The organism is Kitasatospora sp. NPDC050463, from assembly GCF_040655255.1.
GTDB lineage: Bacteria > Actinomycetota > Actinomycetes > Streptomycetales > Streptomycetaceae > Kitasatospora.
On sequence record NZ_JBFAJO010000015.1, the window covers coordinates 89,799 to 113,045 of the forward strand.

21 protein-coding genes are annotated in these 23,247 nt (G+C 74.9%); 9 read left to right on the forward strand and 12 right to left on the reverse strand.

Annotation, left to right across the window (positions count from 1 at the left end; genetic code table 11):
• Positions 1 to 135: 135 nt before the first annotated feature.
• Complete coding sequence (locus AB0J08_RS12360; protein ID WP_360631210.1) at positions 136 to 1,275, reverse strand: CapA family protein; 1,140 nt, start codon at positions 1,273 to 1,275, stop codon at positions 136 to 138.
• Between the two features lie 103 nt (positions 1,276 to 1,378).
• A complete protein-coding gene (locus AB0J08_RS12365) occupies positions 1,379 to 1,528 on the reverse strand; it encodes a hypothetical protein (protein WP_360631213.1) in 150 nt (49 codons plus the stop codon).
• A gap of 277 nt (positions 1,529 to 1,805) precedes the next feature.
• Here AB0J08_RS12365 and AB0J08_RS12370 point away from each other — a divergent pair, with 277 nt between their 5' ends.
• From AB0J08_RS12370 to AB0J08_RS12385, 4 genes are all read left to right on the forward strand, one after another.
• Positions 1,806 to 2,573 carry a universal stress protein gene (locus AB0J08_RS12370; protein WP_360631216.1) on the forward strand — a complete coding sequence of 256 codons (768 nt, stop codon included), beginning with the start codon at positions 1,806 to 1,808 and terminating at the stop codon, positions 2,571 to 2,573.
• A 110-nt stretch (positions 2,574 to 2,683) separates the two neighbouring features.
• A complete protein-coding gene (locus tag AB0J08_RS12375) occupies positions 2,684 to 3,997 on the forward strand; it encodes a M48 family metalloprotease (protein ID WP_360631220.1) in 1,314 nt (437 codons plus the stop codon).
• Between the two features lie 137 nt (positions 3,998 to 4,134).
• Positions 4,135 to 4,557 (forward strand): MarR family transcriptional regulator, encoded by a 423-nt coding sequence (locus tag AB0J08_RS12380; protein WP_360631223.1) that lies wholly within the window; start codon positions 4,135 to 4,137, stop codon positions 4,555 to 4,557.
• An 87-nt stretch (positions 4,558 to 4,644) separates the two neighbouring features.
• Positions 4,645 to 5,835 carry a PP2C family protein-serine/threonine phosphatase gene (locus AB0J08_RS12385; RefSeq protein WP_360631226.1) on the forward strand — a complete coding sequence of 397 codons (1,191 nt, stop codon included), beginning with the start codon at positions 4,645 to 4,647 and terminating at the stop codon, positions 5,833 to 5,835.
• Positions 5,836 to 5,866: 31 nt separating this feature from the next.
• Here AB0J08_RS12385 and AB0J08_RS12390 read toward each other — a convergent pair whose 3' ends face one another.
• Both AB0J08_RS12390 and AB0J08_RS12395 read right to left on the reverse strand, forming a co-directional pair.
• Complete coding sequence (locus tag AB0J08_RS12390; protein WP_360631229.1) at positions 5,867 to 7,300, reverse strand: ABC transporter substrate-binding protein; 1,434 nt, start codon at positions 7,298 to 7,300, stop codon at positions 5,867 to 5,869.
• Positions 7,291 to 7,899 (reverse strand): hypothetical protein, encoded by a 609-nt coding sequence (locus AB0J08_RS12395; RefSeq protein ID WP_360631232.1) that lies wholly within the window; start codon positions 7,897 to 7,899, stop codon positions 7,291 to 7,293. The genes AB0J08_RS12390 and AB0J08_RS12395 overlap by 10 nt, the downstream gene beginning before the upstream one ends.
• A 245-nt stretch (positions 7,900 to 8,144) precedes the next feature.
• Here AB0J08_RS12395 and AB0J08_RS12400 point away from each other — a divergent pair, with 245 nt between their 5' ends.
• The 4 genes from AB0J08_RS12400 to AB0J08_RS12415 are packed head-to-tail and all read left to right on the forward strand — an operon-like array spanning position 8,145 to position 12,196.
• Complete coding sequence (locus AB0J08_RS12400) at positions 8,145 to 8,750, forward strand: hypothetical protein (RefSeq protein ID WP_360631235.1); 606 nt, start codon at positions 8,145 to 8,147, stop codon at positions 8,748 to 8,750.
• A 13-nt stretch (positions 8,751 to 8,763) separates the two neighbouring features.
• Positions 8,764 to 10,740, forward strand: a complete 1,977-nt coding sequence (locus AB0J08_RS12405) for an ABC transporter permease (RefSeq protein ID WP_360631238.1) — start codon at positions 8,764 to 8,766, stop codon at positions 10,738 to 10,740.
• Entirely contained in the window at positions 10,737 to 11,528 is a 792-nt protein-coding gene (locus AB0J08_RS12410; protein WP_360631241.1) for an ABC transporter ATP-binding protein, read from the forward strand. Before AB0J08_RS12405 ends, AB0J08_RS12410 begins: the two co-directional genes overlap by 4 nt.
• Positions 11,525 to 12,196, forward strand: a complete 672-nt coding sequence (locus AB0J08_RS12415; RefSeq protein ID WP_360631244.1) for an ATP-binding cassette domain-containing protein — start codon at positions 11,525 to 11,527, stop codon at positions 12,194 to 12,196. Before AB0J08_RS12410 ends, AB0J08_RS12415 begins: the two co-directional genes overlap by 4 nt.
• Here AB0J08_RS12415 and AB0J08_RS12420 read toward each other — a convergent pair whose 3' ends face one another.
• Positions 12,197 to 12,388 carry a hypothetical protein gene (locus AB0J08_RS12420; RefSeq protein WP_360631247.1) on the reverse strand — a complete coding sequence of 64 codons (192 nt, stop codon included), beginning with the start codon at positions 12,386 to 12,388 and terminating at the stop codon, positions 12,197 to 12,199. It lies immediately after the preceding gene.
• Positions 12,389 to 12,460: 72 nt separating this feature from the next.
• Entirely contained in the window at positions 12,461 to 13,255 is a 795-nt protein-coding gene (locus AB0J08_RS12425) for an SDR family NAD(P)-dependent oxidoreductase (protein ID WP_360631250.1), read from the reverse strand.
• 265 nt (positions 13,256 to 13,520) lie between these two features.
• Here AB0J08_RS12425 and AB0J08_RS12430 point away from each other — a divergent pair, with 265 nt between their 5' ends.
• Entirely contained in the window at positions 13,521 to 13,955 is a 435-nt protein-coding gene (locus AB0J08_RS12430; RefSeq protein WP_360631253.1) for a protein-tyrosine phosphatase family protein, read from the forward strand.
• A 37-nt stretch (positions 13,956 to 13,992) separates the two neighbouring features.
• Here the strand turns inward: AB0J08_RS12430 and AB0J08_RS12435 are convergent, their stop codons facing one another.
• From AB0J08_RS12435 to AB0J08_RS12460, 6 genes are all read right to left on the reverse strand, one after another.
• The gene (locus AB0J08_RS12435; RefSeq protein ID WP_360631256.1) at positions 13,993 to 14,808 is read right to left on the reverse strand and encodes a helix-turn-helix transcriptional regulator; all 816 of its coding nucleotides are present in this window, start codon (positions 14,806 to 14,808) and stop codon (positions 13,993 to 13,995) included.
• Between the two features lie 301 nt (positions 14,809 to 15,109).
• Positions 15,110 to 16,405: an MFS transporter gene (locus AB0J08_RS12440; protein ID WP_360631259.1), complete on the reverse strand. Its 1,296-nt coding sequence runs from the start codon at positions 16,403 to 16,405 to the stop codon at positions 15,110 to 15,112.
• A complete protein-coding gene (locus AB0J08_RS12445; protein ID WP_360631263.1) occupies positions 16,402 to 17,661 on the reverse strand; it encodes an ATP-grasp domain-containing protein in 1,260 nt (419 codons plus the stop codon). Before AB0J08_RS12445 ends, AB0J08_RS12440 begins: the two co-directional genes overlap by 4 nt.
• 116 nt (positions 17,662 to 17,777) lie before the next feature.
• Positions 17,778 to 19,943, reverse strand: coding sequence for a biotin carboxylase N-terminal domain-containing protein (locus AB0J08_RS12450; protein WP_360631265.1), 2,166 nt, complete (start codon positions 19,941 to 19,943; stop codon positions 17,778 to 17,780).
• Between the two features lie 7 nt (positions 19,944 to 19,950).
• The gene (locus AB0J08_RS12455) at positions 19,951 to 21,555 is read right to left on the reverse strand and encodes a carboxyl transferase domain-containing protein (protein WP_360631268.1); all 1,605 of its coding nucleotides are present in this window, start codon (positions 21,553 to 21,555) and stop codon (positions 19,951 to 19,953) included.
• Positions 21,552 to 22,802, reverse strand: coding sequence for an aminotransferase class I/II-fold pyridoxal phosphate-dependent enzyme (locus AB0J08_RS12460; protein ID WP_360631271.1), 1,251 nt, complete (start codon positions 22,800 to 22,802; stop codon positions 21,552 to 21,554). Before AB0J08_RS12460 ends, AB0J08_RS12455 begins: the two co-directional genes overlap by 4 nt.
• Between the last annotated feature and the right edge of the window lie 445 nt (positions 22,803 to 23,247).

Genomic DNA, 23,247 nt, shown 5'->3' on the forward strand with positions numbered 1-23,247 from the left:
CGTTCCACTCGCGGTGCTGCTACGGACCGGGGTGGCGGCCCCGCACCCCCCGGGAGATCCGGGAGCGGCTCGCCCGGGCGGCCGACGGTGGTCGCCCGGTGGCCGAGGCGCTCACCACCCGGGATCCCGACGACCTCAGCGTGCGGCGCCGGGCACGGGGGCCAGGCCGGTACAGCCCCGGAGGGCGTCCCGGCGCTTGAGCGCGGCCTCGGCGGCGGGCCCGGTCCTCGGGACGGGCACGCCCTGGCCGTCGACGGTGGCGGGCGTGAACGTCTCCCCGGTGACCTTGCCCTCCGCGGTCAGGGTCAGCGTCGTCACACCGGTCTCGTCGGAGAAGGCGTAGTTGGAGGTGCCGTACCAGAGGAAGTTGCCGAAGCCGTAGCCGATGTAGGTGGAGCCGAGCATGCCCGAGCCGAGCATGGTGTGGGCGTGGGTGCCGACCACCGCGGTGGCCCCGGCGGTGGCGAGCTTCTTGGCGATCGCGGTCTGGGCGCCGGTCGGGCAGGCCTTGCCCTCGTCGCCCCAGTGCAGGTAGACGAGGACGACGGGCGCCTGCTTCTTCGCCTCCTGCACCGCCTTGACCAGGGCGGCGGCGTCCAGCGCCGAGGCGATGCCCGGCTTGTTGGAAGCGGCCCGCCACTTCTGGTTGGTGAGGTCCTCGACCTGGCTGGCCGCGACCACCGCGACCTTCACCCCGCGCACGGTGGTGACGTACGGGGCGTACGCCTCCCTGGCGTCGCGGCCGAAGCCGACGACCGGGATCGGCGAGGACTCCTTGGCGGCGAGCGTGTCGGCGAGCCCGTCCGCGCCGAAGTCCACGGCGTGGTTGTTGGCCATCGAGACGACGTCGACGCCGGAGTCCTTGAGCGCGCTGAGCGCCTTGGGCGAGGTGCGGAAGGTGTAGGTCTTCGCCTCGGGAGCGCCGCGGTCGGTTATCGCGGTCTCCAGGTTGAGGACGGCGAGGTCCGCCTCGGAGAGGGTCGCGGAGATCGGGCCGAGTGCCTGCTCGGGCGGCTTCACCGCGAGCCGGGCCTCCGTGCGGCCCTCGAAGTGGACGTCGCCGGCGAACGCCACCGTGATGACCCCGTCGGGGCGGGGCGCCGGGGCGCCACCGGACGGCGTGGCCGACGCCGTGTTCCCCGTCGGGGCGGCGGACGGGGACTTCGCCGCGTCGCCCGCCGGCGCCCCCCGGCCCGGAGCCGGGTCGTCGGGCCCGCAGGCGGCCACGGATATCAGCCCGAGCAGCAGTGCGACGGCGGCCGCGACTCGGCGCATGTGAAGTCCCCCCGGGGTGGTTTCGAGAGCGGTCAGCCTACGCCACTCCCCCGCACCGCCTTCGCCCCGCGTCCACACGCAGCCGGGCCGGCCCCGCCCACCGTCACCGCCCGCCAGCACCGCACGCCGACACCCCGGGCGCCACCAGGGCGCGCGCCTCGACCTCGGCGAACAGGGCGATCGCCTTCTCCTGCGCCGACACCAGGCCCTCAACGCGCAGGCCCTCCCGCACCCCGGACGGTTCGACCGCCATACCGGATTCCCCCTCCCCAGGCGGCGCCGCCGGAGACCGCGCCACGGCTCACGACCGCACGACCACCGCCCGAACCCGCCGGGCCGGGCGGCTCCGACGGATCACAGCCGCGGGCCCGGCGGCGTCGACCCGGTTCCCGGCCCGGCTCGGCCACCGGGACGGTGCGTCCCATTCGGCCGCCCCGCCGGGCCGTCGCGTCCCTGGCGCGGCGGCCGTCCGGACGCGCAGCGTGGAGGGGGTGAACGCTCCCGAACCAAGGCGGAGAGGTGGACGGGTGATGGACGGCGCGGAGAACGGCGGCCGTCGGCAGCGGATCGTGGTCGGGATCGACGGCTCGGCCCCCTCGAAGGCGGCGCTGCGCTGGGCGGTCGGCCAGGCGGTGCTCACCGGGGCCGTGGTGCACGCGGTGGCGGCCTGGGAGTACCCGTCGGTCTACGGGTGGGTCGTGCCGATGCTGGACGACGGGTTCGAGCGGGCGGCCCGCCGCACCCTGACCGCCGAGGTGGACGAGGTGGTCGGCCGGGACCGTCCGGTGGAGATCGAGGAGAGCCTGGTCCTCGGGCACGCGGCCGAGGTGCTGCTGGAGCTGGCCGAGGGCGCGGACCTGCTGGTCCTCGGCAGCCGGGGCCGCGGCACGTTCTCCCGGGCGCTGCTGGGGTCGGTGAGCGCCCGTTGCGCGGTGCACGGCAGCTGCCCGGTGGTGATCGTCCGCGCGGACGGCAGCACCGTGTCACCGCTCGGCACCGCCGAGCGGACGGCGGCGATCACCGACGAGGGGACGAGCGGCGCGGCGCCGGCCGTCCGCACCAAGGACTGGCAGTTGAGCCTGCACGTCGTCGAGGACCACGAGACCACCCGGGTGCACGCCGTGCTCGACGCCGACGGCACGGTGCTGCACAGCGACGCCCGCGCCCGCCGCAACCCGCGGGACGAGCCGGCCCCGGTGGTGGGCGACGCGTTCGCCGTGGGGAGGGCCCTGATCGACCTGGGCCACCAACTGCTCCGCGAGGGCACCCAGAGCGCCACCGGGGCGACGGAGGAGTGACATGCTGATCCCGGCAGCCGCGGGCCGGCGACGCCCGCCGGGCGACCGGCGGACGCTACCGGACGGCGGACGGCGACCGACACCCACAGACAACGGATGACAGCCGACAGATGACAGACCCGGCCAGCCCGACTCCGGGCTCAGCGATCCCGGCCCCGGGGGCCGGCTCCCCCGCACCCGACTTCACTCCCGACCAGCGCGCCCGGGGCCGCGCACTGCGCCGCGCCCAGCTGCCGTGGGCCCTGGGCGGGCGGCTGGCCGGTCTGGCACTGGCACTGCTGCTCGGGCTGACACCGGCCGGGGCCGCTCTGGTGACGGCCGCCGGTGACCTGTTCGGCGGCTCGCGGACGGCCGAGGTGCTGGCGGGGGCGGCCGTCCTGGTCCTCCTCGGCCGGGCGGCGCAGCTGCCCTTCGCCGCCGGTGGCCGGACGGTGCGGGCCCGGTACGGGCTGGTGACCCAGGGCTGGGGCGGCTGGGCCGTGGACGTCGCGCGCGGGCTGGCCCTGGGCCTGGCCCTGACGCTGCCGATGGTGTGCGGGCTGTTCGCGCTCACCGAGCGGTCGCCGGACCGCTGGTGGCTCCCGGCTGCCGGCGCGGCGGCGCTGCTCACGGCGGCGCTCTCCTTCCTCTATCCGCTGCTGGTGGAGCCGGTCTTCAACCGCTTCGACCCGATGCCGCCCGGGCCGCTGCGCACGGCCCTGCTCGCGCTCGCCGACCAGGACGGCGTCCAGGTGCGGGACGTCCTGGTGGCGGACGCCTCGCGGCGGACGACGGCCCTCAACGCGTATGTGTCCGGCCTGGGCGCGACCCGGCGGATCGTCGTCTACGACACGCTGCTGTCCACCGCCGAGCCGCGCGAGGTGGAGCTGGTGGTGGCGCACGAGCTGGGGCACGTGAAGCACCGGGACGTGCTGACCGGCACGCTGCTGGGCGCGGCGGGGGCGGCCGTGGTGGTCTGCCTGCTCGGTCTGCTGACCGGCTGGGGTCCGCTGTTGTCGGCGGCGGGGGCGACGGACGCGGCGGATCCGCGCGCGCTGCCGCTGCTGGCGGCCTGCGCGGCCCTGCTGGGCGCCCTGTCGGGGCCGGTTCAGTGCGCGGTGAGCCGCCGGGTCGAGGCACGGTCGGACCGGCACGCCCTCGAACTGACCTCGGATCCCGAGCAGTTCATCGCCATGCAGCGCAGACTGGCACTGGCCAACGTGTCCGATGTCGACCCGCCCCGGGTGCTTGAGCTACTGTTCGCCACTCATCCGAGTGCGACCCGCCGGATCGCGGCCGCCCGCGCCTGGCAGGCCGCGGCCGCCATCGGCACCCGGGACGGCGGGGCACCGGGCACCGGGGCTCAGAAGGACGGGGCCCGGGGCGACGGGGCTCCGAAGGCTCCGAACGGCGGAGTCCCGGCCGACGGACCTCGGGCCGGCTGAGCCCGCCCCCCGGTCACTCGCGGCCCGCCGCGACCGACACGGGGCCGGCTCACCCGAGCGGGGCAGCGGGCGGCCGGACGCCACGGACCGCAAAATCGTTGTATAGTGCAACAAATTACCGAGGAGGTAGGACCGCCGTGCCCGGCCGCGAGACATCGATCGACATCATCCAGCGCGAGCTGACCGCCTTCGCCCGGCGCGCCCGGCACAAGGCCTCCCAGCTGCACCCGGACCTCTCCCTGGTCACCTACAGCATCCTCGACCTGATCAACGAGCGCGGTGGCTGCCGAGCCGCCGACGTCGCCTCGTACTTCATGCTCGACAAGTCCACCGTCAGCCGCCAGGTCACCGCGCTGGAGAAGCTCGACCTGCTGCGCCGCGAAACCGATCCGGACGACCAGCGCGGCCAGATCCTGCGCGCCACCGAGGCCGGCCTGACCCTGCTGCGCATGGCCGGCGAGCAGCGCCGGATCGCCTTCACCGCCCGCTTCACCGACTGGTCCGACGATGACGTCGCCCGCTTCGCCGGCTACCTCGCGCGCTACGGCTCCGAGGACTGAGCCGCCCGGAGCCCGGTCGCGCCGGTCGCGGGCCGACCCTCGCGCGCCGGGGTGCGGGGCACCACCCGGACGGTGTACAGAGGAGAGGTGCCCCTTCGGCCGCGTCCCCGTGACCACCGCCCGTCGTGGCGGCCCGGCCGCCACGCCCTGACGGCGCTCCCGCTCGCGCTGATCGTCGTCATCACCGTGGTCGACATCCTGGCGCCGCCGGCGATCCACCTCGGGCCGCTGCTGATCGTCGCGCCCGCGATCACGGCCTCCTTCGCGGGCGCGCGGAGCACCGCCCTGGTCGCCCTGCTCGCGCTCGCCGCCCTCACCGTCATCGGCATCACACGCGACGGCCTCACCACCCCCAACCACGAGACGCAGCTCGGCGCGCAGGTCGTCGTGTCGGTGCTGATCGTCGGCCTGCGGGTGCTGCGCGACCGCCACGAACGGGAGCTGGCCCAGATCCGCTCGGTCTCCGAGGCGGCCCAGCGCGTCCTGCTGCGCCCGCTGCCGGACCGGATCGGGCAGCTGCGCCTCGCCTCCGTCTACCTCGCCGCCGAGGCCGAGGCGCAGGTCGGCGGCGACCTCTACGCGGCGGCCCGCACCGCCGGCGGCACCCGGCTGCTGGTCGGCGACGTCCGCGGCAAGGGCATCGCCTCACTCGGCGAAGCCGCCCTGCTGCTCGGCGCCTTCCGCGCGGCCGCGCACCTGCACGCCGACCTCCCCGACCTCGCCGACTATCTGGACGGCAGCGTCCGCTGGGGCCTCACCCAGCTCGGTGAGCAGCACCGCAGCGAGCAGCGGGACGGCGGGCCTGGACGGGACGGCCGGGCGGGCGCGGGCGCGGGCGACGGCGCCGGAGAGGCCGCGGACGACAGCGGCGAGTCGTTCATCACCGCCGCCATCCTGGACATCCCCGACGACGGCTCGGTGATCCGCCTGATCGACTGCGGCCACCCACCCCCGCTGCTGCTGCGGGACGGCGGCGTCACCGCGCTGAACGCCCGCCTTCCCGCCCCGCCGCTCGGGCTCGGCGAACTCGCCCCGGGCTCCTACCGGGTGGACGAGTTCCCCTTCCTGCCCGGCGACCTCCTGCTGATCTACACCGACGGTGTGATCGAGGCCCGCGACGCCCGGCGGCGGTTCTACCCGCTCGCCGAGCGCCTCGCGGCCTGGCCCGCCGGCCCGCCGACCGCCCTGGTGGAGCACGTGCGTCACGACCTGCTGGCGCATGCGGGCGGACGGCTGGACGACGACGCGGCGATCGTCGCGGTGGAGCGCCTCCGCTGAGGCCGCCCCACTCGCGGTGGCCTGGCACGCGTCACGGCCGGTAGGGCAGTTGCGGCACCTCGAAACAGGTGGTCTCCATCGAGGCCACCTGGGTGACCCAGCCGCCCCGGCCCCCGTAGGCGGTGTCCTGCCAGCGGGCGGCGTTCAGGCAGGCCCGGGTCGGTCCGGTCGGCGGGGGCTGCGGGACGAAGGAGGCGGGCAGGATCAGCCCGTGCGCGTCGTACGGCTCGGCGCGGTTCATGAACCGTTCGACGCAGGCCCGGGTGAGTTCGGCGCCGCAGGAGTCCATCGCGTCGGTGAGCCACTGGGCGCCCGCCCAGCCCTCCAGCTCCCAGGCCGAGAGCAGTGGCTCGCGGTCGGGGTGGTAACGGGCCATCGCGGTGCGGAAGTCCCGGACCGCCGGGTACTGCACGTCCTCGTAGTTGAGGCTGGCGGAGGTCGCCCAGAGCGCGCTGCGGCAGTCGGGCGAGGCCTGGTAGTCGGTGCCGACGGCCTGCGACCAGTTCTGGACGTTGGTCGCCTTCGCCGTGACCCGCACCCCCGCCTCGTCCAGCGCCCGGCAGAGCGCCGCGTTGCCCCGGGTGTCCATGGCGTCGAGGAGCAGCTGCGAGCCGTCGGCGCGGACGGCGGCGGCCACCGCCTGGAAGTTCGGGAGCGCGAAGTCGACCGTCTGCATCAGCACGCGGTAGCCCTCCGCCTCCAGCCCGCTCTTCAACTGGGCGGCGTAGCGCGCCGAGTCGGCCTGGTTGTAGGCGACCACGGCCGCGCTGGTGGTGCCCAGCCGCTCGGTGAAGAACCGGAACGCCTCGGGGGTCTGGTAGAGCGTCCCGTTCCAGCCGACGGCCTGCCCGTCGCGCGGCGCACTGCTGCCGTAGATGCCGTAGAGGTGCGGCCACCGGTCGTAGGCGGTGCCGATCGGCTGGCCGCCGATGTCCGGCACGCCCTTCCCGCTCACGTACGACGCGCCGGCGTAGTCGAGCACGCTGCCGGAGACGAAGGCGAAGACGTGCTGCTGGTCGATCAGCCGGTGCACGCAGTCCTGGTTGCCGATGCCGCTGCCGCCGTCGTCGCAGGTGACCAGCTTGACGGTGCGCCCGTGCAGCCCACCCCGGTCGTTGAGGGCCTGGACGAAGGCCTGCGCCCCGTAGCGCGGACCGCTGAACACCTCGCTGCCGACCGGACTGGTGAGCGAGGTGACGATACCGATCCGGATCTCCGACGCCGTGACACCGGTGTCGGAGGCGGGGTTGGCCCCGACGCCGGTGCTCGCGCCCGCCGGCGTGGGGCGGTGCGTGAAGGCGCTCACCGGCAGCCGGGTGCCGCAGGCGGTGGCGGTGGCGAGCAGCAGGGCGGTGAGGGCGGCGGCCCCGCGGCGACCCGGGGTCCGGTGGCGGACACGGCGGGTGGGCCGCCGACGTGGGGGTGCGTCGGCGGCCCGGCGGGACGGCGGGGCCGTCAGCTGCATCCGGGGATCGGGGTGCCGCTCGCGCCGCCGGCCTGGGTGAGCAGGCCGCAGAGCGAGGAGCGGGAGACCTTCCAGGTGCCGTTGTCGAGGACGGCCTGCCCGGTGGCGCTCGGCTCGACCACGGCGCCCTGGAGCGAGAGTTCGTAGGTGACGGTGGCCTCGGTCGGCGAGGTGAACGCCACGTTCGTGACCCTGGCCTTGACCTGGCCGACCCGCGGGTCCTGCGAGAAGCCCTCCAGCACCGGGAGCAGTACGTCACCGTTCTGGAGCAACGAGGCCTTCTCGGGGATGGGGGTGGAGGGGTCGAAGAACTTCTCCCAGTTGGCGGTGACCTGGTTCGTCGCGGTCGCCGGATCGGCGGGCGCGGTGGCGCCGGCGCTCGCGCTCCCACTCGCGCTCCCGCTCGTACTGCTGCTCGCGGTCGCCGAGGCCGTCCCCGAGAGGGATGCCGACACCGAGGCCGACCCCGAGGCCGTGGAGCCGGAGGTGCTGCTGCTGCACCCGGCCACCGCGCCCACCAGCAGCAGCGCGAGCAGCGCGCCCACCGACCGCAGGACCGGGCCACCGCCCCGACGGGTGCCGCTCTGCCTTACGCGCATGGTGTTCCTCTCGACGAACGCGGCTCCCACCGCCCGGGTGCGGCACCGACCGCTCGGGTGCACCGCGCTGGCCGGCGGGCCGATCTCCGGATGCTGTTCCAGGCCGATCCTGGAAATGTCGCACGTGACACCATCAAGGCGGATTCATGGACGAATCGCAATCTGGGGGCGAAAGGCCTCGTACCATACTGAAGGGGACGGCTGAGCGGCCCGGCTCGGGGCTGCTGCGCTCGGCCGCCCGCGCGGTGCGCACGGCCCGGGGCGCCCGCGAGTGGCCCGGCTGGACGCTCGCCGCCGCCGGGGCGGCCTTGTGCGTCCTGGGCTGGTACGGGGTCTCCGGCGAGGCCTTCGTCGAACAGCAGATCCCCTACCTGGCCTCCGCGACCGTTCCGGGTGCGGCGCTGATCGTGGCGGGCATCGTGCTGGTCGCCCTGCGCTCATCCGGCCGGCCCCCGGCCGGGCCGCCCCCACCCGCCCACGGCGACCTGACGGACCGACGGGTCGAGCGGCTCTACACCCTGCTGGTCGAACCCGATGAACCCGACCAGCCCGACCAGCCCGGCGAACCGGACGGGCCGGACGGGCCCGCCGACCCCGAGAGGTCCACCACACCGACGGGTACCGGACCGCCGACGGGTACCCGACCGCTCGCCCTCGCCGACGGCACGCTCTACCACCGGCCCGGCTGCCCGCTGGTGAGCGGCAAGCCCGGTGCGCAGCCGGTGGACGCCGCCGCCGTACGGGCGCGGGGGCTCGCCCCCTGCCTGGTCTGCGAACCCGGCGAACCCGGCGAACCCGTCGCCGGCCCGGGCGGGCCCGAACCCGCCGGACCCGCCCACCCGGCCGGCTGAGGCGGTGCCACCCGTGCCCGGTTCCCCCGCCCTCGACTCCCTCGGCCTCACCGTCGACCTCGCCCTGGCCGGTCTCACCGTCGGCAGTGCGGCCGCCCTCAGCGGGATCGGCCTGGTCGTCTGCCACCGCGCGACCGGCGTGCTCAACCTCGCCCAGGGCGCCCAGGCGATGCTCGTCGCCTATCTGCTGCGCGACCTGGTGGTGGTACGGCACTGGCCGGTCTGGCCGGCCCTCGCCTGCTGTCTGCTGCTGGTCGCACCCGCGCTCGGGGTGCTGCTGGACTCCCTGGTGTACCGGCCCCTGCAACGGCGCGGCGCCGGCACGGCCGAGACGATGGTCGCCGGTGTCGGCGTGTTCGTGCTGCTCATCGGGGTGGTCGTGCTGGTCTGGGGCACCGCTCCGGTGAGCGGCGCGCCGTCCCCGTTCGGCGCCACCCCGATCGCGCTGCCAGGCGGGCACACCCTGCGCCCCGACGCCGTGGCGCAGCTCGCCGCCATCCTGGTGCTCGCCCTGACGGTGGCCGCCACCACCCGCTTCACCCGGTTCGGGCTCCGGCTGCGGGCCGTCGTCGACGACCGCCGGCTGGCCCGGCTGGCCGGGGTGGACTCCGACCGGGTCTCGGCTGCGGGCTGGGCGTTCGGCTCGTTCACCGCCGGTCTGGTCGGCGTCGCCCTCGCGCCGTACCTGCTGCTCGACCCGTACGGGCTGCCGCTGCTGGTGATGGAGACGATGGCGGTCGCGGTGGCGGCGCGGTTGCGCAGCATCCCGGTGGCGGTGGCGACCGGCCTCGGCCTCGGGATCGCGCAGGCCGAGCTGACCAGGGTGCGCCCGTCCGGCCAGCTGCTGCCGCTGGTCCAGGCGGTGCAGGCCAACCTGTTCGTGGTGGCCCTGCTGGCCGCCGCGCTGCTGGCCGGGCCGCGGATCACCGGCGGATCCGGCGACCGCGCCCCGCTCACCGCGCGCGGACCGGCCGGCGGCGGCCGGACGGCCGGGGCGGTCTGCCTGGTACTGCTCCTGCTGCCGCTGGGCTTTCGCGACAACGATCTGCGCAGCGCCCTGCTGGTGCCCGCGCTGGCCCTGGTCCTGCTCTCGATCGTGCTGGTGACCGGCTACGGCGGGCAGATCTCGCTCGGCCAGGCCGGGTACGCGGGGCTGGGCGCGCTCGGCACGGCGCTGCTGATGTCCGGGCGGATCCCCTTCGTCCCGGCGCTGCCCGCCGTGCCCGCGCTGCTGTTCGCGGTGCTGGCGACCGCCCCGCTGGGGCTGCTCACCGGCTGGCCGGCGATCCGGCGGCGCGGGCTGGCGCTGGCGCTGGTCACCTTCGCGGTCGGGACGGCGATGAGCCGCTTCGTCTTCCAGCAGCCGTACGCGACCACCGGGCTCACCCTGGACCGGCCCGCCTTCCTGGCCGGCGACCGCGCCTTCTACCTCGCCGAGCTGCTGCTGCTCGGACTGGGCCTGCTGGTGGTGCGCGGGCTGCACCGGGGTCGGCCGGGCCGGGCCCTGACGGCGATGCGTGACCACGAGCCGGGCGCGGTCGCGGCGGGCGTGAACGTGCCCGGGCTGAAGCTGTTCGCCTTCGTGGCCGGGGCGGCGCTGGCCGGGCTCGGCGGCGCACTGATGGGTCTGGCCGGGCGGGCCTTCGACCCGGCCTCGTTCGATCCGGTGCGCGGACTGCTCTGGTTCGCCGCGGTGGTGGTGGCCGGTGCGGACAGCGCGCTCGGAGCGGTGCTGGCCGCCGCGCTGCTGATCGGCCTGGACGCGGGCACGGTGGCCGGGGTGTCGGCGGTCGCGGTCGGCCTGCTGGCGGCGACGATCGGCCGCCTGCCGGGCGGCCTGGCCGGGGTCGCGGCCCGGGCGGCCCGCCCCCGCCCGGCGGACCCGGCCGCCGCACTGCCACCCGGGCGCCTCACCCCGGCCGGGCGCCGGGTCCGCGCCCTGATCGCCGCCCGGCGGGCCGCCGCGGCGGCCGAGGAGGCGCGGCCGTGAGCCGGCCGGGCGTCGACCGGGCCCGGCTGACGGCCCGCGGGGTGGTCCGCCGGTACGGCGGGATCGAGGCGGTCGCCGGGGTGGACCTCGCCGCGCCGCCGGGGCGGATCACCGCGCTGGTCGGGCCGAACGGCGCCGGCAAGAGCACCCTGTTCGACTGCCTGGCCGGGACGGTCCGCCCGGACGCCGGCCGGGTGCTGCTCGGCGGCCGGGACGTCACCCGGCTGCCCGAGCACACCCGGGTCAGGCTCGGTCTGGCCCGGACCTTCCAGCAGATCGCCGTCTTTCCGACCCTCGCGGTGGCGGACAACGTCCGGATCGGTGCCGAGCAGCGGCACGGCCGCCGCCCGGACGCGCGCGCCGTCGAGGCCGCGACGGCGCGCGCGCTCGCCCTGTTCGGCCTCCAGGACTTCGCGGCGGACCCGGCCGGAGACCAGCCGACCGGGGTGCTGCGCCTGGTGGAGCTGGCCCGCGCGCTGGCGGGCGACCCCCGGGTGCTGCTGCTGGACGAGCCGGCGGCCGGGCTGGACACCGCGCAGACCGCCCGGCTGGTCTCCGTCCTGCGCGGCCTGGCCGACCGGGGCATCGCGCTGCTGCTGGTCGAGCACGACCCCGATCTGGTCCGCGAGCTGGCCGACACCGTGTACGCGATGGCCGGCGGCCGGGTGGTGGCCTGCGGACCGGCGGCCGTGGTGCTCGCCGACGCCCGGGTGGCCCGGGCCTGGGGCGGGACGGGGGTCGGCCCGGGGCCGGCGCACGGGTCGGCGCCGGGGGTGACCGCCGCATGACCGTCGAAGCCGCGCTGGAGCAGGCCCGCGTCCGGTACGGGCCGCTGGAGGCGCTGCACGGGGTGGACCTCGTGTTCCCGGCCGGCGCCGTCACCGTCCTGCTCGGCCGCAACGGCTCCGGACGGACCAGCGTGCTGCACGCCCTCGCCGGGGTGGTGCGGCTCGCCGCCGGGCGGGTGGTCTGGCGGGGGCGGGACGTCACCGGGCTCGGTGTCCACCGACGGGTCCGGCTCGGGCTGACGCTGGTGCCGGCGGAGCGGGCGGTGTTCGCCTCGCTCACCGTGGCCGAGCACCTCGGCCTCGGCGGGGCCCCGGCCGCGGAGGCTCTCGCGCTCTTCCCCGAGCTGACCGCCCTGCTGCCCCGCCCGGCCGGGACGCTCTCCGGCGGTCAGCAGCAACTGGTGGCCGTGGCCAGGGCGTTGACCGCGCGACCGGGCCTGCTCCTGCTCGACGAGCCGGACCGGGGGCTGGCGCCCGCCGTCACCGCCCGGCTGCACGCGCACCTGCTCGCCACGGCCGCCACCGAGGGCCGGGCGGTCGTGCTGACCGCGCAGTCGCTGCCGCGCAGCCTCACCGGCGCGGCCGTCGTCCACGTGCTGCACCGGGGCGAGGTGGGCTTCTCCGGGGAGCCTTCCGAGCTGAGGAGGCGTCCGGCCGGGGCGTGGTGATCAGCTCACCCGGGCGCCACAGCGGACCATGATGGCGTCCAACAGACCCCGTACGGCGTCGAGTTCGCGTACGGCATCGGTGATCCGGGCGCGTTCGGCGGCGAGGCCGGTGAGCAGCTCGGGGCAGGCCTGCCCGGGGCGGCGATCGCCGGGAGCGGACAGGTCCTGCTCCTCCGCCTGCGCCCTCCTCACCGCCGAGCCTCACCGCCGGCTGCGGACCGGACGGTGTTTCAGCCCTGGTCGAGGAGCTGGGCGTCCGACGGCCTACTGCGCCAGATAGCCACCGTCCACCGGGAGAACGGCCCCGGTGACGAAGGACGCGTCGTCCGAGGCCAGGAAGAGCACCGCCGCAGCCACCTCCGCGGGCGTCCCGAGCCGGCCCATCGGGTGCATCTTCTCGATCGCCGTCAGGTACTCGGAGCCGCCCGGTTCGTCCTGGAGCCGGCGGACGCGCTCGGTGGTGATGGTGCCGGGAGCCACCGCGTTGACCCGGATGCCGCGGTCGGCCCACTCGACGGCGAGGTGCTTGGTCAGGCCGGACGCCACGAACTTGGCGGGCCCGTACACGGCCTGGCCGCGCTGACCGGCCTCGCCGGAGATCGACGAGAGGCAGACGATCGCGCCACCGGCGCCGCCGGGCCCGGTCATCGCCTCGATCGCGTACTTGCAGGTGAGGAACATCCCCCGGCCGTCGACGGCCATCACCCGGTCCCACTCCTCGGCGTCCGCCTCCGTGATCTCCATCAACGGGAGTACCCCCGCGTTGGCCACCAGGACGTCGATCCGGCCGTGCCGCTCGACGGCGGCGCCGATCATCCGGCGGGCGTCGTCCTCCCGGGAGACATCGCCGACCACCGTACTGACGGCGTGCGGCAGCTCGTCCGCCAGCCGCCCCAGGCCGTCGGCGTCGAGGTCGGTCGCGACCACCGACGCGCCCTCCCGGGCGAAGCGTTCGGCCACCGCGCGGCCGATCCCGCTCGCCGCACCCGTCACCACACACGACTTGCCCGCCAGCCGCCCGGCGCCCGGCACCACCGGGGATTCGATCGCATCAGCCATGGCACCGGACTCTATCGACCAGGTGTCAGCCAGCCGTGCACTACGCCGAGTTGGCCGCGATGTCGGATCGGGCGGACCCGGACCCGGACCCGGCCTCGGTCCGGGCGTCGGCCGACGGTGAGGACGACCTTCCCCGGACCTGTCCCGCTCGCTCAGCCGGTGCGTCTGCGCCGCCTGCGCCAGTGGGAACACCCCGACCACGCTGTACACGGCCTCCTGACCGGTCGGACGCACCACGCCGCCGGGTGCGCCGTAGGCTCGCCCCATGACCGCCTCCGTCACCTGGGACCCCACCGCCGCCGGGGTGCTGCGCCTGCCGTCCGGCCGACTGGTCCGGGGGCGCGGTCTGCGACGGCCGCTGCCGGCCGGGCCGCAGCCCGCCTTCGGCCTCTACCTGCTGGGGCACCGACCGCCGGCCGTGCCCTGGGCCGACCGGTGGCTCCGCTGGCCCGACTTCCGGCTGCCCGCCGACCGGGCCGAGGCGGCGCGGGCCTTCCGGGAGGTCTGGGAGCGGTCGGCCTCCGAGCGGGTCGAACTGGCCTGCGCCGGCGGCCTCGGGCGGACGGGCACCGCGCTGGCCTGCCTGGCCGTGCTGGACGGGGTGCCGGCCGGTGAGGCGGTGGCGTACGTGCGGGAGCACTACGACCGGCGCGCCGTCGAGACGCCCTGGCAGCGCCGGTTCGTGACGCGCTTCCACTGACGCCGCGCCCGCACCCGGTGGGGCCCGCCGCCCGGCGTCAGACCCCGGGCGGCGGGCCCAGGACGACGAAGCTCAGGTCCGGCCGGCCGCCGGGGGTCAGGACCTGGGCGACCGTCTCGATCGGTTCGGGCGACAGGTGCGGCAGCCGCAGGCCGAAGCGGTCCCCGTCTCGGTTGGCGACCACGCAGGCCCGCCCCGCCCAGAGCCGGCGGCAGAGCGGGTCGCGCAGCACGTCGGTGAGCAGGGCGACCACCGCCTCGTCCCCCGGGTAGCGGGCCAGCGCGAAACGGATCATGGCGAGGGTCATCCGGGCCTGCCACGTCCAGTCGGCGACCTGCTCGCGGGCCTCCGGGGCGGTCAGCACCCAGCGGGCGAAGTTCGCCCCGGGGTGGCGCATCCAGGGGAACCACTCGGCGGCGGCCCGGTTGTGGCCGACGACGGTCCAGGCGCGGTCGGCGATGAAGGCCGGTCTCGGCGACTGGCGGTCGACCAGCTCCTGGAGGGCGTGCAGGTCCTCCGGGCGGGCCGGGCCGGCGGACGGGGTGCCGCCCATGGCGTAGAGGTAGAGGGTGGCGCGCTCGTCCGCGTCGAGCAGCAGCACGTCGGCGAGCAGCGCCAGCAGTCTGGGGTCGAAGCGGGCCGTGCCGCCGCGTTCCAGATCGCGGTACCAGCGCTCGCTCATGCCGAGTCTGGTGGCGACGACCATCTGGGGCAGCGGTTTGGCGAGCCCCATCCGCAGGCCGGCCCGGCTTCGCCAGTCACGCAGCAGACTGGCGAGGCCGGGGAGTTCGGCGGTGGTCGATTCGTCGTGGTCGAGAGGGATGGGGATGCTCAGTGCCTCGCGCAGCACCATGGCTCACTCCGGTCTGTTCCTGCATTCGACGATGGCGGTCCCGGGGGGACGTGTCGAAGTTCGGGCAGCCCGAAGTGCCGGCGGAGCCGATGGTTCGTCGGTCCGGTCGCGGCGATGACAAGTCCCTTGACTGAACGCTCGGTTCAGTGGGACGACCGACATCGGAACGGCAGACCGGGGAACACCGCGTCTGAGTACCGCAACAAGAAGTCCACCCCCCGGTGTGCCCGCGTGACCCTTGACACGCGCTAGGGGGACTGTACTTCCTTGGCTGTGCTCGTTCAAGCAACGCAGAGTGACATCAGCCGGTCAGCGCCTCCGAGTCGGACACCGGCGAAGCCTGGACGGCGGTGCGGCCGGCGAGCACCGTGACGGTGGTCGCGCCCGCGAACAGCGCGGCGAGCAGCACCCAGCCGACCGCTCCGGCCGGCAGCAGCAGGCCGGTGGCCAGGAACGGGCCGACGATCAGCTGCGCGCTCATGCCCGTGCTGAAGAGCGAGAGGTAGCGCGAGCGGCCGGCCGGGGGCGAGAGCTCGTAGGAGATCTCCCAGCGCGAGACGGCGTGCAGGTTCTCCCCCACGGTCAGCAGCGCGACGGCCACCACCGCGGCGGCCAGCGCCAGGTACCTGCTCCGGCCGTCGGCGAAGGCGAAGAACGCGCAGGCCAGCACCAGGAAGAGGCAGGCGATCCGGAGCATCCGCAGCGCCTTGGCCAACCCCTGGGCGAACCGGGCCACCGAGAGCTGGAGCACCACCGTCAGCACCGTGTTGATCGCCAGCAGGGCCGAGCTGGCACTGGCCGGCAGCCCGGCCCGCTCCACCACCCAGAGCGGCAGCAGGATGAAGAGCACGCAGTCGTGCAGCATCAGCACCGCGTTGGCGGCCGTGACCAGCAGGAACCGCCGGTCCCGGTACGGCGAGCCGCTCTGCGCCGCGGCCTCGGCGGGCGCGGCCGGCGCGGGGGCCGCCGATCCCGCCACCCGGCCGGCCCGCACCACGGCGAGCGCGACGGCGGCGAAGGCGGCCGCGTTGAACAGGAAGAGCGCGACGAAGGCGGCCCGGGACTGCGCGGCCTGCACCAGGGCGGCCAGCAGGAAGCCGGCGGTGAGCCCGATGTTGGTGATGGCGCGCAGCGAGGCCATCGTCTTCGTCCGCTCGGCGGCTCCTTCGAACTCGCCGACGATCACCTGGAGCAGCGGCGAGCAGGCCCGGGCGGCAGCGATGGTCAGACAGGTGACGGCCAGGTAGCCGGCGTAGCTGCCGACCAGGGCGTATCCGATGAAGCCGGCCCCTCGGACCAGCGTCAGCGCCACGTAGACCGGACGTGCGCCGAGCCGGTCCGCGAGCGGTCCGAAGACCAGCGGGCTGAGCAGCCCGGCGATGTTGGCGGCGGCGATCGCCGTCCCGACCGCGACCGCGGTGATGTCGAGGTAGCGGACGAAGTAGAGCGTGGCGGTGGCCAGGTACAGGCCGTTGGCGACCGCGTCCACCGTGGTGCCGGCAGCCATGATCCGGCCCTGTCGCGAGCCGGGCAGCAGAGTGGCGGTCAGCCGGCCCAGCAGGCCAGCGACCCGGGGCGGGGTGTCCGTGCGCGTCATGCGGGCGCCGCCGTACGGGCGGGCTCCACCGTGAAGCGGACGGAATCGGCCAGCTCGCGGGCGAGCTTGCGGGCCTGGTCCGGGGTGTCGGCCCCGACCACGATCACGCCCACCCGGTCCCCGGAGGTGCGCAGCGGCCGGACGGTGCCGCCGGGCGCGACGGCGAGGTCGGCGTAGAGCACGTCCGGGTGTCCGGCGGCCTCCGTCCAGCCTTCGACCGCGGTGACCAGGCCGGACGGCGGGGTGAGGTAGCGGGCGGCGGCGGCCCGGGTCGGCGCCGGCGCGGCGGCGCGCGGAAGGCCGAGCAGGTCGTCGTAGATGAGGCCGAACAGCTCCAGGCCGGGGACGACGTGGGCGAGCATCCGGTGGATCCAGTCGCCGCCGAACCGGCCGTGCACCTCGCCGAGCACGATCCCGTCCGGGCTCAGCCAGAGCTCGACGTGGAAGGCGCCGGAGCGCAGGCCCAGGACGGCGAGCGCCGCCCGTACCTGTCGCTCGATCTCCTCGCGCTGCGCGTCCGGGAGTTCGGCCGGGAGGATGTGGCCGACCTCGACGAAGAACGGCGGCTCCACCTTCTCCTTCTCGGTCACCGCGATGACGACCGGCTCGCCGCCGAGGAAGAGGCCCTCGACGCTGTACTCGGCTCCCTGGACGAACTCCTCGACCAGGAAGGGCCCCTGTCCGGGCAGCAGGGCGATCGCGGCCGGGAGTCCGTCCGGTCCGGTGATCCGGCTCACGCCCGTACTGCCCATCGCGTCACGGGGCTTGACGATCCACGGCCCGGTGGACCCGGTCAGGAAGGCCGCCGCCTGCGCCTCGTCGGCGCAGAGCTCGACGGTGGGCTGCCGGAAGCCGGCGGCGGCCAGTGCGGCCCGGCAGGCGTCCTTGGTGCGCACCCGGCGGACGGCCTCCGGCGGGTTGCCCGGCAGGTCCAGGGCCTCGGCCGTCTCGGCGGCGGCCACCTGGGCCATCTCCTGCAGGGCGAGGACGGCGTCGAAGCGCTCCCCCTCGCCGGCCCGGTCGCGCGCCCAGGCGGCGGCCTCGCCGGGGCGGGCGAAGTCCACCGCCGAGACGGCGCCGGCCTGTTCGGTCACTCCGGGGGTGGCGGCGAGGACGGCCTCCTGGTTGGTCAGGTGGGTCCGCAGCCCGCGCGCGTGGGCCTGGTCCAGGGCGAGCTTCGCCATGTCGAGGCCGAGCGGCACCGCCCGTACCCCACCGACCAGCAGCAGCTTCTGGGGGGTTGGTTCTGCGGGCATACGAGGGCTCCTTGCGTGCGTGGTGCGGGGGTGCATCAGGGGTCGGACATGCGGGGGGTCGGACAGTCGGGGGGATCGCGCCCGAGGGGTCGCGCTGGCGGCGGGTCGTGCGGGACTCAGGCGGCTTCGGGGTCGGCCGCGAGCTCGACCAGCACCTGTTCGGTCGCCACCAGGTCGCGCACGGCGCACCGGATCCCGGTGACGACGCCCGAGAACGGGGCGAGGATGCGGTTCTCCATCTTCATCGCCTCGACGATGACCAGGGCGTCCCCCTCCTCGACCCGGTCGCCGACCTCGCAGAGCAGCCCGACCACCGTGCCCGGCATCAGCGACTTCACGGCGTTGTCGGCGGCTCCGGAGCCGCCCTCGGCGAAGCTCTGGGCGGCCAGCGCCACCCGGTGCCCGTCGACGGAGAGCTCCCAGCCGGCCGCACTGCGCAGGCCGGTCCAGCGCCGGTCGCCGACGGTGCCCTGGAACAGGCCGGGGTGACCCGCTACGGCGGCGAGGGTGACGGTGAACGGGGTGGACTCCACCTGGACGTCGACGGCGCCGCCGCGCCGCCCGGTCAGCCCAGCCTGCACCGTCCGCCGCCCGTGGCGCAGGACGACCCGGCCGAACGGCGCGACCGGGTCCAGCCGGTGACGGTCGAACGGGCCGACGGCGCCGTGCCACGGGGAGGCCGGGGCCTCGCCGACCGGCGGGATCTGCATCGCCGCCGCACAGGCCGCGGCGGCCAGGACGTGGTCGGTCCGGTGCGCGGGGCCGGCCGGCTCGCCCTGCTCCGGCCGCCCGGCCGGGGCGGAGACCAGGGTGTCCACCAGGTGGGTGTCCGTCCGCCCGGCGACCACGGCGGGTGCCTGGAGGAGTTCGGCGAGGAAGCCGAGGTTGGTGGTCAGCCCGGGCAGGGCGGTGTCGCGGACGGCCGGGAGCAGCCGGCGCAGCGCGCTGGGGCGGTCCGGGCCGTGGGCGATCAGCTTGGCGAACATCGGGTCGTAGAAGGCCGGGACCTCGGCCCCGCCCCCGAAGGCACCGCCGTCGAAGGCACTGCCCCCGAACGCACTGCCTCCGAAGGCGCCACCGCCGCCCGGCCCGCCACCGACCGGCCCGTCGAGGAGCGGGTCCGGGCCTCCGGAGCCGGCCGAGGCCGCGCCGTACCCCGACCCGGTGTCGTCGAACGCCGCCTCCACCCGGATGCCGGCCGGCCAGCGGACGGCGGCCGCCCGGCCCGGCGCGGGCCGGAACCCGTCGGCCGGGTCCTCGGCGTAGACGCGGACCTCGACGGCGTGGCCGGTGGCGGTGATCTCGTGCTGGTCGAGCGGCAGTCGCTGCCCGTCGGCGACTCTCAGCTGCCACTCCACGAGGTCGATGCCGGTGATCTCCTCGGTGACCGGGTGTTCCACCTGGAGCCGGGTGTTGACCTCCAGGAAGTAGCAGCGGTCCGCCGCGTCCAGGATGAACTCGAAGGTGCCGGCGTTGACGTAGCCGAGCGACCGGGCACCGCGGACGGCGGCATCCAGCAGCTCCGCCCGGACGGCGTCGGGCAGGTTGGCGGCCGGGGCCTCCTCGACGATCTTCTGGTGGCGGCGCTGCAGCGAGCACTCGCGCTCGAAGAGGTGCACCACGTTCCCGTGCCCGTCACCGAAGACCTGCACCTCGATGTGGCGGGGCCGCTCCACGTACCGCTCGACGAGCAGCCGGCCGTCGCCGAAGCTGCTCCGGCCCAGGCGGACGGCCTCGGCGACCGCCCCGGGCAGGTCGGCGGCGGCGCGGACCACCTTCATGCCCTTGCCGCCACCACCCGCGACGGGCTTCAGGATGACCGGGTAGCCGATCCGCTCGGCGTCGGCCAGGAGCTCCGGCTCCGACTCGGTGGCCGTGCCGGAGCCGGGCAGGACGGGGACGCCGGCGGCGGCCATCAGCGCGCGGGCGGTCGACTTGTCGCCCATCGCGGTGATCGTCGCGGCGTCCGGGCCGACCCAGACCAGCCCGGCCTCGGCGACCGCCGCCGCGAAGCCCGGGTGTTCGGAGAGGAAGCCGTAGCCGGGGTGGACGGCGTCGCAGCCGGTCCGGACGGCGGCGTCGACCAGCTTGCCGACGTGCAGGTAGCTCTCGGCGGCTGCGGCGGGGCCGATCCGGACCCGCTCGACGGCGCCCGCCAGATGGGCCGAGGAGCGGTCGGCGTCGGAGTGGACCGCGACGTACTCGATGCCGAGCCGGCGGCAGGTACGGGCGATCCGCCGGGCGATCTCGCCACGGTTGGCGATCAGGACACGCTTGATCATTTCGTCGTCACATCCTGAACACGCCGAAGCGCGTCTCCTGCTTGGGGGCGTCGGCCGACATGGCCAGGCAGAGCGCCAGCCACTCACGGGTCTCGGTCGGGTCCACCACGGCGTCCACCCACATCCGGGCGGCGTAGTAGAGCGGGTGGGACTGGCGCTCGTACGTCTCGATGATGGGGCGCCGGATCGACTCCTCCTCCTCGGGGGAGAGGACCTTGCCCTCCTTGGCGAGCTGGTCGCTGCGGATCAGCGCCATCACCGTCGCGGTCTGCTCGGCGCCGACGACGGTGGACTTGGCGCTCGGCCACATGGCCATCAGCCGCGGGCCCATCGAGCGCCCGCACATGGCGAGGTTGCCGGCGCCGTAGCTGCCGCCGATCACCAGGCTGAACTTGGGGACCTTGGCCGTGGAGACCGCGTTGACCAGCTTGGCGCCGTGCTTGGCGATGCCGTCGGCCTCGTACTCGGCGCCGACCATGAAGCCGTTGATGTTGTGCAGGAACAGCAGCGGGATGTCGCGCTGGGTGCAGAGCTCGATGAAGTTGGCGGCCTTCTGGGCGCTCTCCGGGAACAGCACCCCGTCGTTGATCACCACGCCCACCGGGTAACCGCCGACGTGGCCGGTGCCGCACACGATGGTCGGGCCGAACCGCGCCCGGTACTCGGCGAGTTCACTGCCGTCCAGCAGCCGGGCCAGGATGTCCCGGGCCGGGATGTGCTCGCGCAGGCTGGCGCTGACGATGCCGGGCAGCTCCGCCGGGTCGTACAGCGGCGGGCGCGGGGCCTGCGGTGGCGGGGCGAGGGCCGGGCGGCCGTCGCGCGCCATGATCTCCCGGACGATCGCCAACGCGTGCTCGTCGCTCTCGGCGAGGTGGTCGGCCACCCCGCTGACCCGGGTGTGCAGGTCGGCACCGCCCAGCGTCTCGGCGTCCACCACCTCGCCGGTGGCCGCGCGCACCAGCTGCGGGCCGCCCAGGAACACCGTTCCGGTGCCGCGCACGATCACCGTCTCGTCGCACATCGACGGGATGTACGCGCCGCCGGCCGTGCAGTTGCCCATCACCGCGGCGATCTGCGGCAGGCCGAGCGCCGACATCTCGGCGATGTTGCGGAACATCCGGCCCAGGTGGTACTCGCCGGGGAACAGCTGCTCCTGGAGCGGCAGGTAGACACCGCCGGAGTCCACCAGGTAGATGCAGGGCAGGCCGTTCTCGCGGGCCACCAGCTGGGCCCGGAGCTGCTTCTCCACCGTCAGCGGGAAGTAGCTGCCGCCCTTGACGGTGGCGTCGTTGGCGAAGACCACGACCGGGCGGCCGCTCACCATGCCGATGCCGGTGACCAGCGCGGCCGACGGCACGTGCTCGTCGTAGACCTCGTGCCCGGCCAGCTGGCCCAGCTCCATGAACGGCGTGCCCGGGTCGAGCAGTTGGTAGACCCGCTGGCGGGCCGTCAGCTTGCCGCGCTCGGTGTGGCGCCGGCGCGAGCGTTCGTCCCCGCCGGCGATGGCGGCGGCCCGGGCCCGGGCGATGACCTGCCGCTTCTCGTCGAAGGCCGCGACGTTGCGGCGGAACACCTCGGTGGAGGAGTCGATGTGCGAGCGCAGGGCCGTCATCGGAGCTGCTCCTGACCCGGCTCGCGCGCCGCCTCGGCCCGCAGGCCCTCGTTCAGGGCCCCGCAGAAGTCGCGGATCTCGGCCTCGGCCATGTTGGCGCGCAGCATCAGCCGCAGGCCCGCCTTGCCCCGGCCGATCACCGGGAAGAAGATCGGCGAGGTGTAGTAGCCGCGCTCCAGCAGCGTCCCGGCGAGGCGGATGGTGGCCTCCTCGGAGCCGATGTCCACGAAGCGGATCGGCAGGCCGTCACCGGCGAAGGAGGTCTCCACCAGGGAGTCGAAGAGCGCGATGTTGTCCTGGAGCGCCTGCTGGAGCTCCTTGAGCTCCGGGGAGTCGTGCAGTTCCGCCGAGGCCGTGATAGCGCCCAGCCCGGCGGTGTTGATGCGCTGCGACCACATCAGCGGGCCGCCGTTGCGCAGCGCGGTGTCCCGGCGCTGCTGCGAACCGTTGCGACCGAGGAAGATCGCCCCTCCGGAGGCGCCGAAGCCCTTGTTGAGCGAGGTGATGATCAGCGTGCGGTCGTTCATCCCGCCGTTGGCCGCCATCGCCTCCAGCACCGCGCCCCGGCCGCGCTCGCCGACGGTGGAGACCCCGTGGGCCTCGTCGAAGAACAGGAAGAGCCCGTACTTCTCCTGGAGGCGCAGCAGTTCGGGGATCGGCGCGGCCCCGCCGGTGCTGTAGACGCCGTCGGCGACGTAGGCGACCTGCGGGTGCTTGCGGCAGAGGTCCTCCAGGGCGTCCACGTCGTTGTGCCCGATGGTGACGATCTCGGCCTCGTCGGCCACCGCGGGCTTCATCGCGTTGAGACAGAAGTGCGCGTTCTTGTCGAAGACCATCAGCGGCGGGACGCCGTCCGTCAGCAGCCCGGAGGCCAGCAGCGGCAGGCTCGCCCAGGCGGCCGCGGCGCAGGAGGCCACGGTCAGTGCCTCGACGTCGAACAACTCGGAGAGCGCCGTCTCGGCGTCCCGCAGCGAGCCGAAGCGGATCCGCATCCGCGAGGTCGAGCTGTTGAGCGCTCCCTCGGCGAGCACCGCGTCGGCGGCCGCCCGGACGATCCGCGGGTGGGTGTCCAGGCCGAGGTAGGAGTACGACGACATGTTCACGAACTCGTGGCCGTCCGCCAGCGCCCGGTGCCGCCCGTCACCGAGGCCGGACACCACGATGTCGAACATCCCGGCCTCGGCGGTGACCTCCCAGAAGTCGTGGCTGATCCGCGCGGACTTCTTGATGTTCATGTATGAATGCACGCCAGATTCCTTGTTGAATTTCGGTACGGTAATACCGGGCCCAGGACCGGGCCGTTATCGGCATCGTCAATTCCGGGCGATCAGGCGTACTCGTGGAAACCGCGTCCGACCTGCCGTCCGAACAGGTCGGACTCGACCGGTCGGCCGCTCGCTTGATCCAGTGATCCCTGCACCGCTGCTCTGCCGGCCCCCGGAGTCCCTCGCAAGCGGTCCGAAGAGCTGCGCGCCTCCCCGGCGATTGAAAGAATTCAATACGCTGCGGCGACTGTCAACCGGAAGATTTTTGCCGCCTCGCAAAACTGGACAGACCGCCATCCGACGGGTGCACCCGGAAATTATTTGCCGGTCGGTCCGCATTGACGCGCACCGGATGACCCGGTCCGCCCCCGCCGGTCCCCGCCGAATGACCGGGGGCGCCGCCGGCCGGTCCGTACTCCCTCACCGT

Excerpts from the sequence above, each read along its gene's own strand:
- AB0J08_RS12415 (WP_360631244.1), top strand. The coding sequence starts at position 11,525 with ATGACCGTCGAAGCCGCGCTGGAGCAGGCCCGCGTCCGGTACGGGCCG.
- AB0J08_RS12450 (WP_360631265.1), bottom strand. The coding sequence starts at position 19,943 with ATGATCAAGCGTGTCCTGATCGCCAACCGTGGCGAGATCGCCCGGCGG.
- AB0J08_RS12375 (WP_360631220.1), top strand. The coding sequence starts at position 2,684 with ATGACAGACCCGGCCAGCCCGACTCCGGGCTCAGCGATCCCGGCCCCG.
- AB0J08_RS12425 (WP_360631250.1), bottom strand. The coding sequence starts at position 13,255 with ATGGCTGATGCGATCGAATCCCCGGTGGTGCCGGGCGCCGGGCGGCTG.
- AB0J08_RS12430 (WP_360631253.1), top strand. The coding sequence starts at position 13,521 with ATGACCGCCTCCGTCACCTGGGACCCCACCGCCGCCGGGGTGCTGCGC.
- AB0J08_RS12390 (WP_360631229.1), bottom strand. The coding sequence starts at position 7,300 with ATGCAGCTGACGGCCCCGCCGTCCCGCCGGGCCGCCGACGCACCCCCA.
- AB0J08_RS12360 (WP_360631210.1), bottom strand. The coding sequence starts at position 1,275 with ATGCGCCGAGTCGCGGCCGCCGTCGCACTGCTGCTCGGGCTGATATCC.
- AB0J08_RS12395 (WP_360631232.1), bottom strand. The coding sequence starts at position 7,899 with ATGCGCGTAAGGCAGAGCGGCACCCGTCGGGGCGGTGGCCCGGTCCTG.
- AB0J08_RS12365 (WP_360631213.1), bottom strand. The coding sequence starts at position 1,528 with ATGGCGGTCGAACCGTCCGGGGTGCGGGAGGGCCTGCGCGTTGAGGGC.
- AB0J08_RS12370 (WP_360631216.1), top strand. The coding sequence starts at position 1,806 with ATGGACGGCGCGGAGAACGGCGGCCGTCGGCAGCGGATCGTGGTCGGG.
- AB0J08_RS12440 (WP_360631259.1), bottom strand. The coding sequence starts at position 16,405 with ATGACGCGCACGGACACCCCGCCCCGGGTCGCTGGCCTGCTGGGCCGG.
- AB0J08_RS12445 (WP_360631263.1), bottom strand. The coding sequence starts at position 17,661 with ATGCCCGCAGAACCAACCCCCCAGAAGCTGCTGCTGGTCGGTGGGGTA.
- AB0J08_RS12455 (WP_360631268.1), bottom strand. The coding sequence starts at position 21,555 with ATGACGGCCCTGCGCTCGCACATCGACTCCTCCACCGAGGTGTTCCGC.
- AB0J08_RS12435 (WP_360631256.1), bottom strand. The coding sequence starts at position 14,808 with ATGGTGCTGCGCGAGGCACTGAGCATCCCCATCCCTCTCGACCACGAC.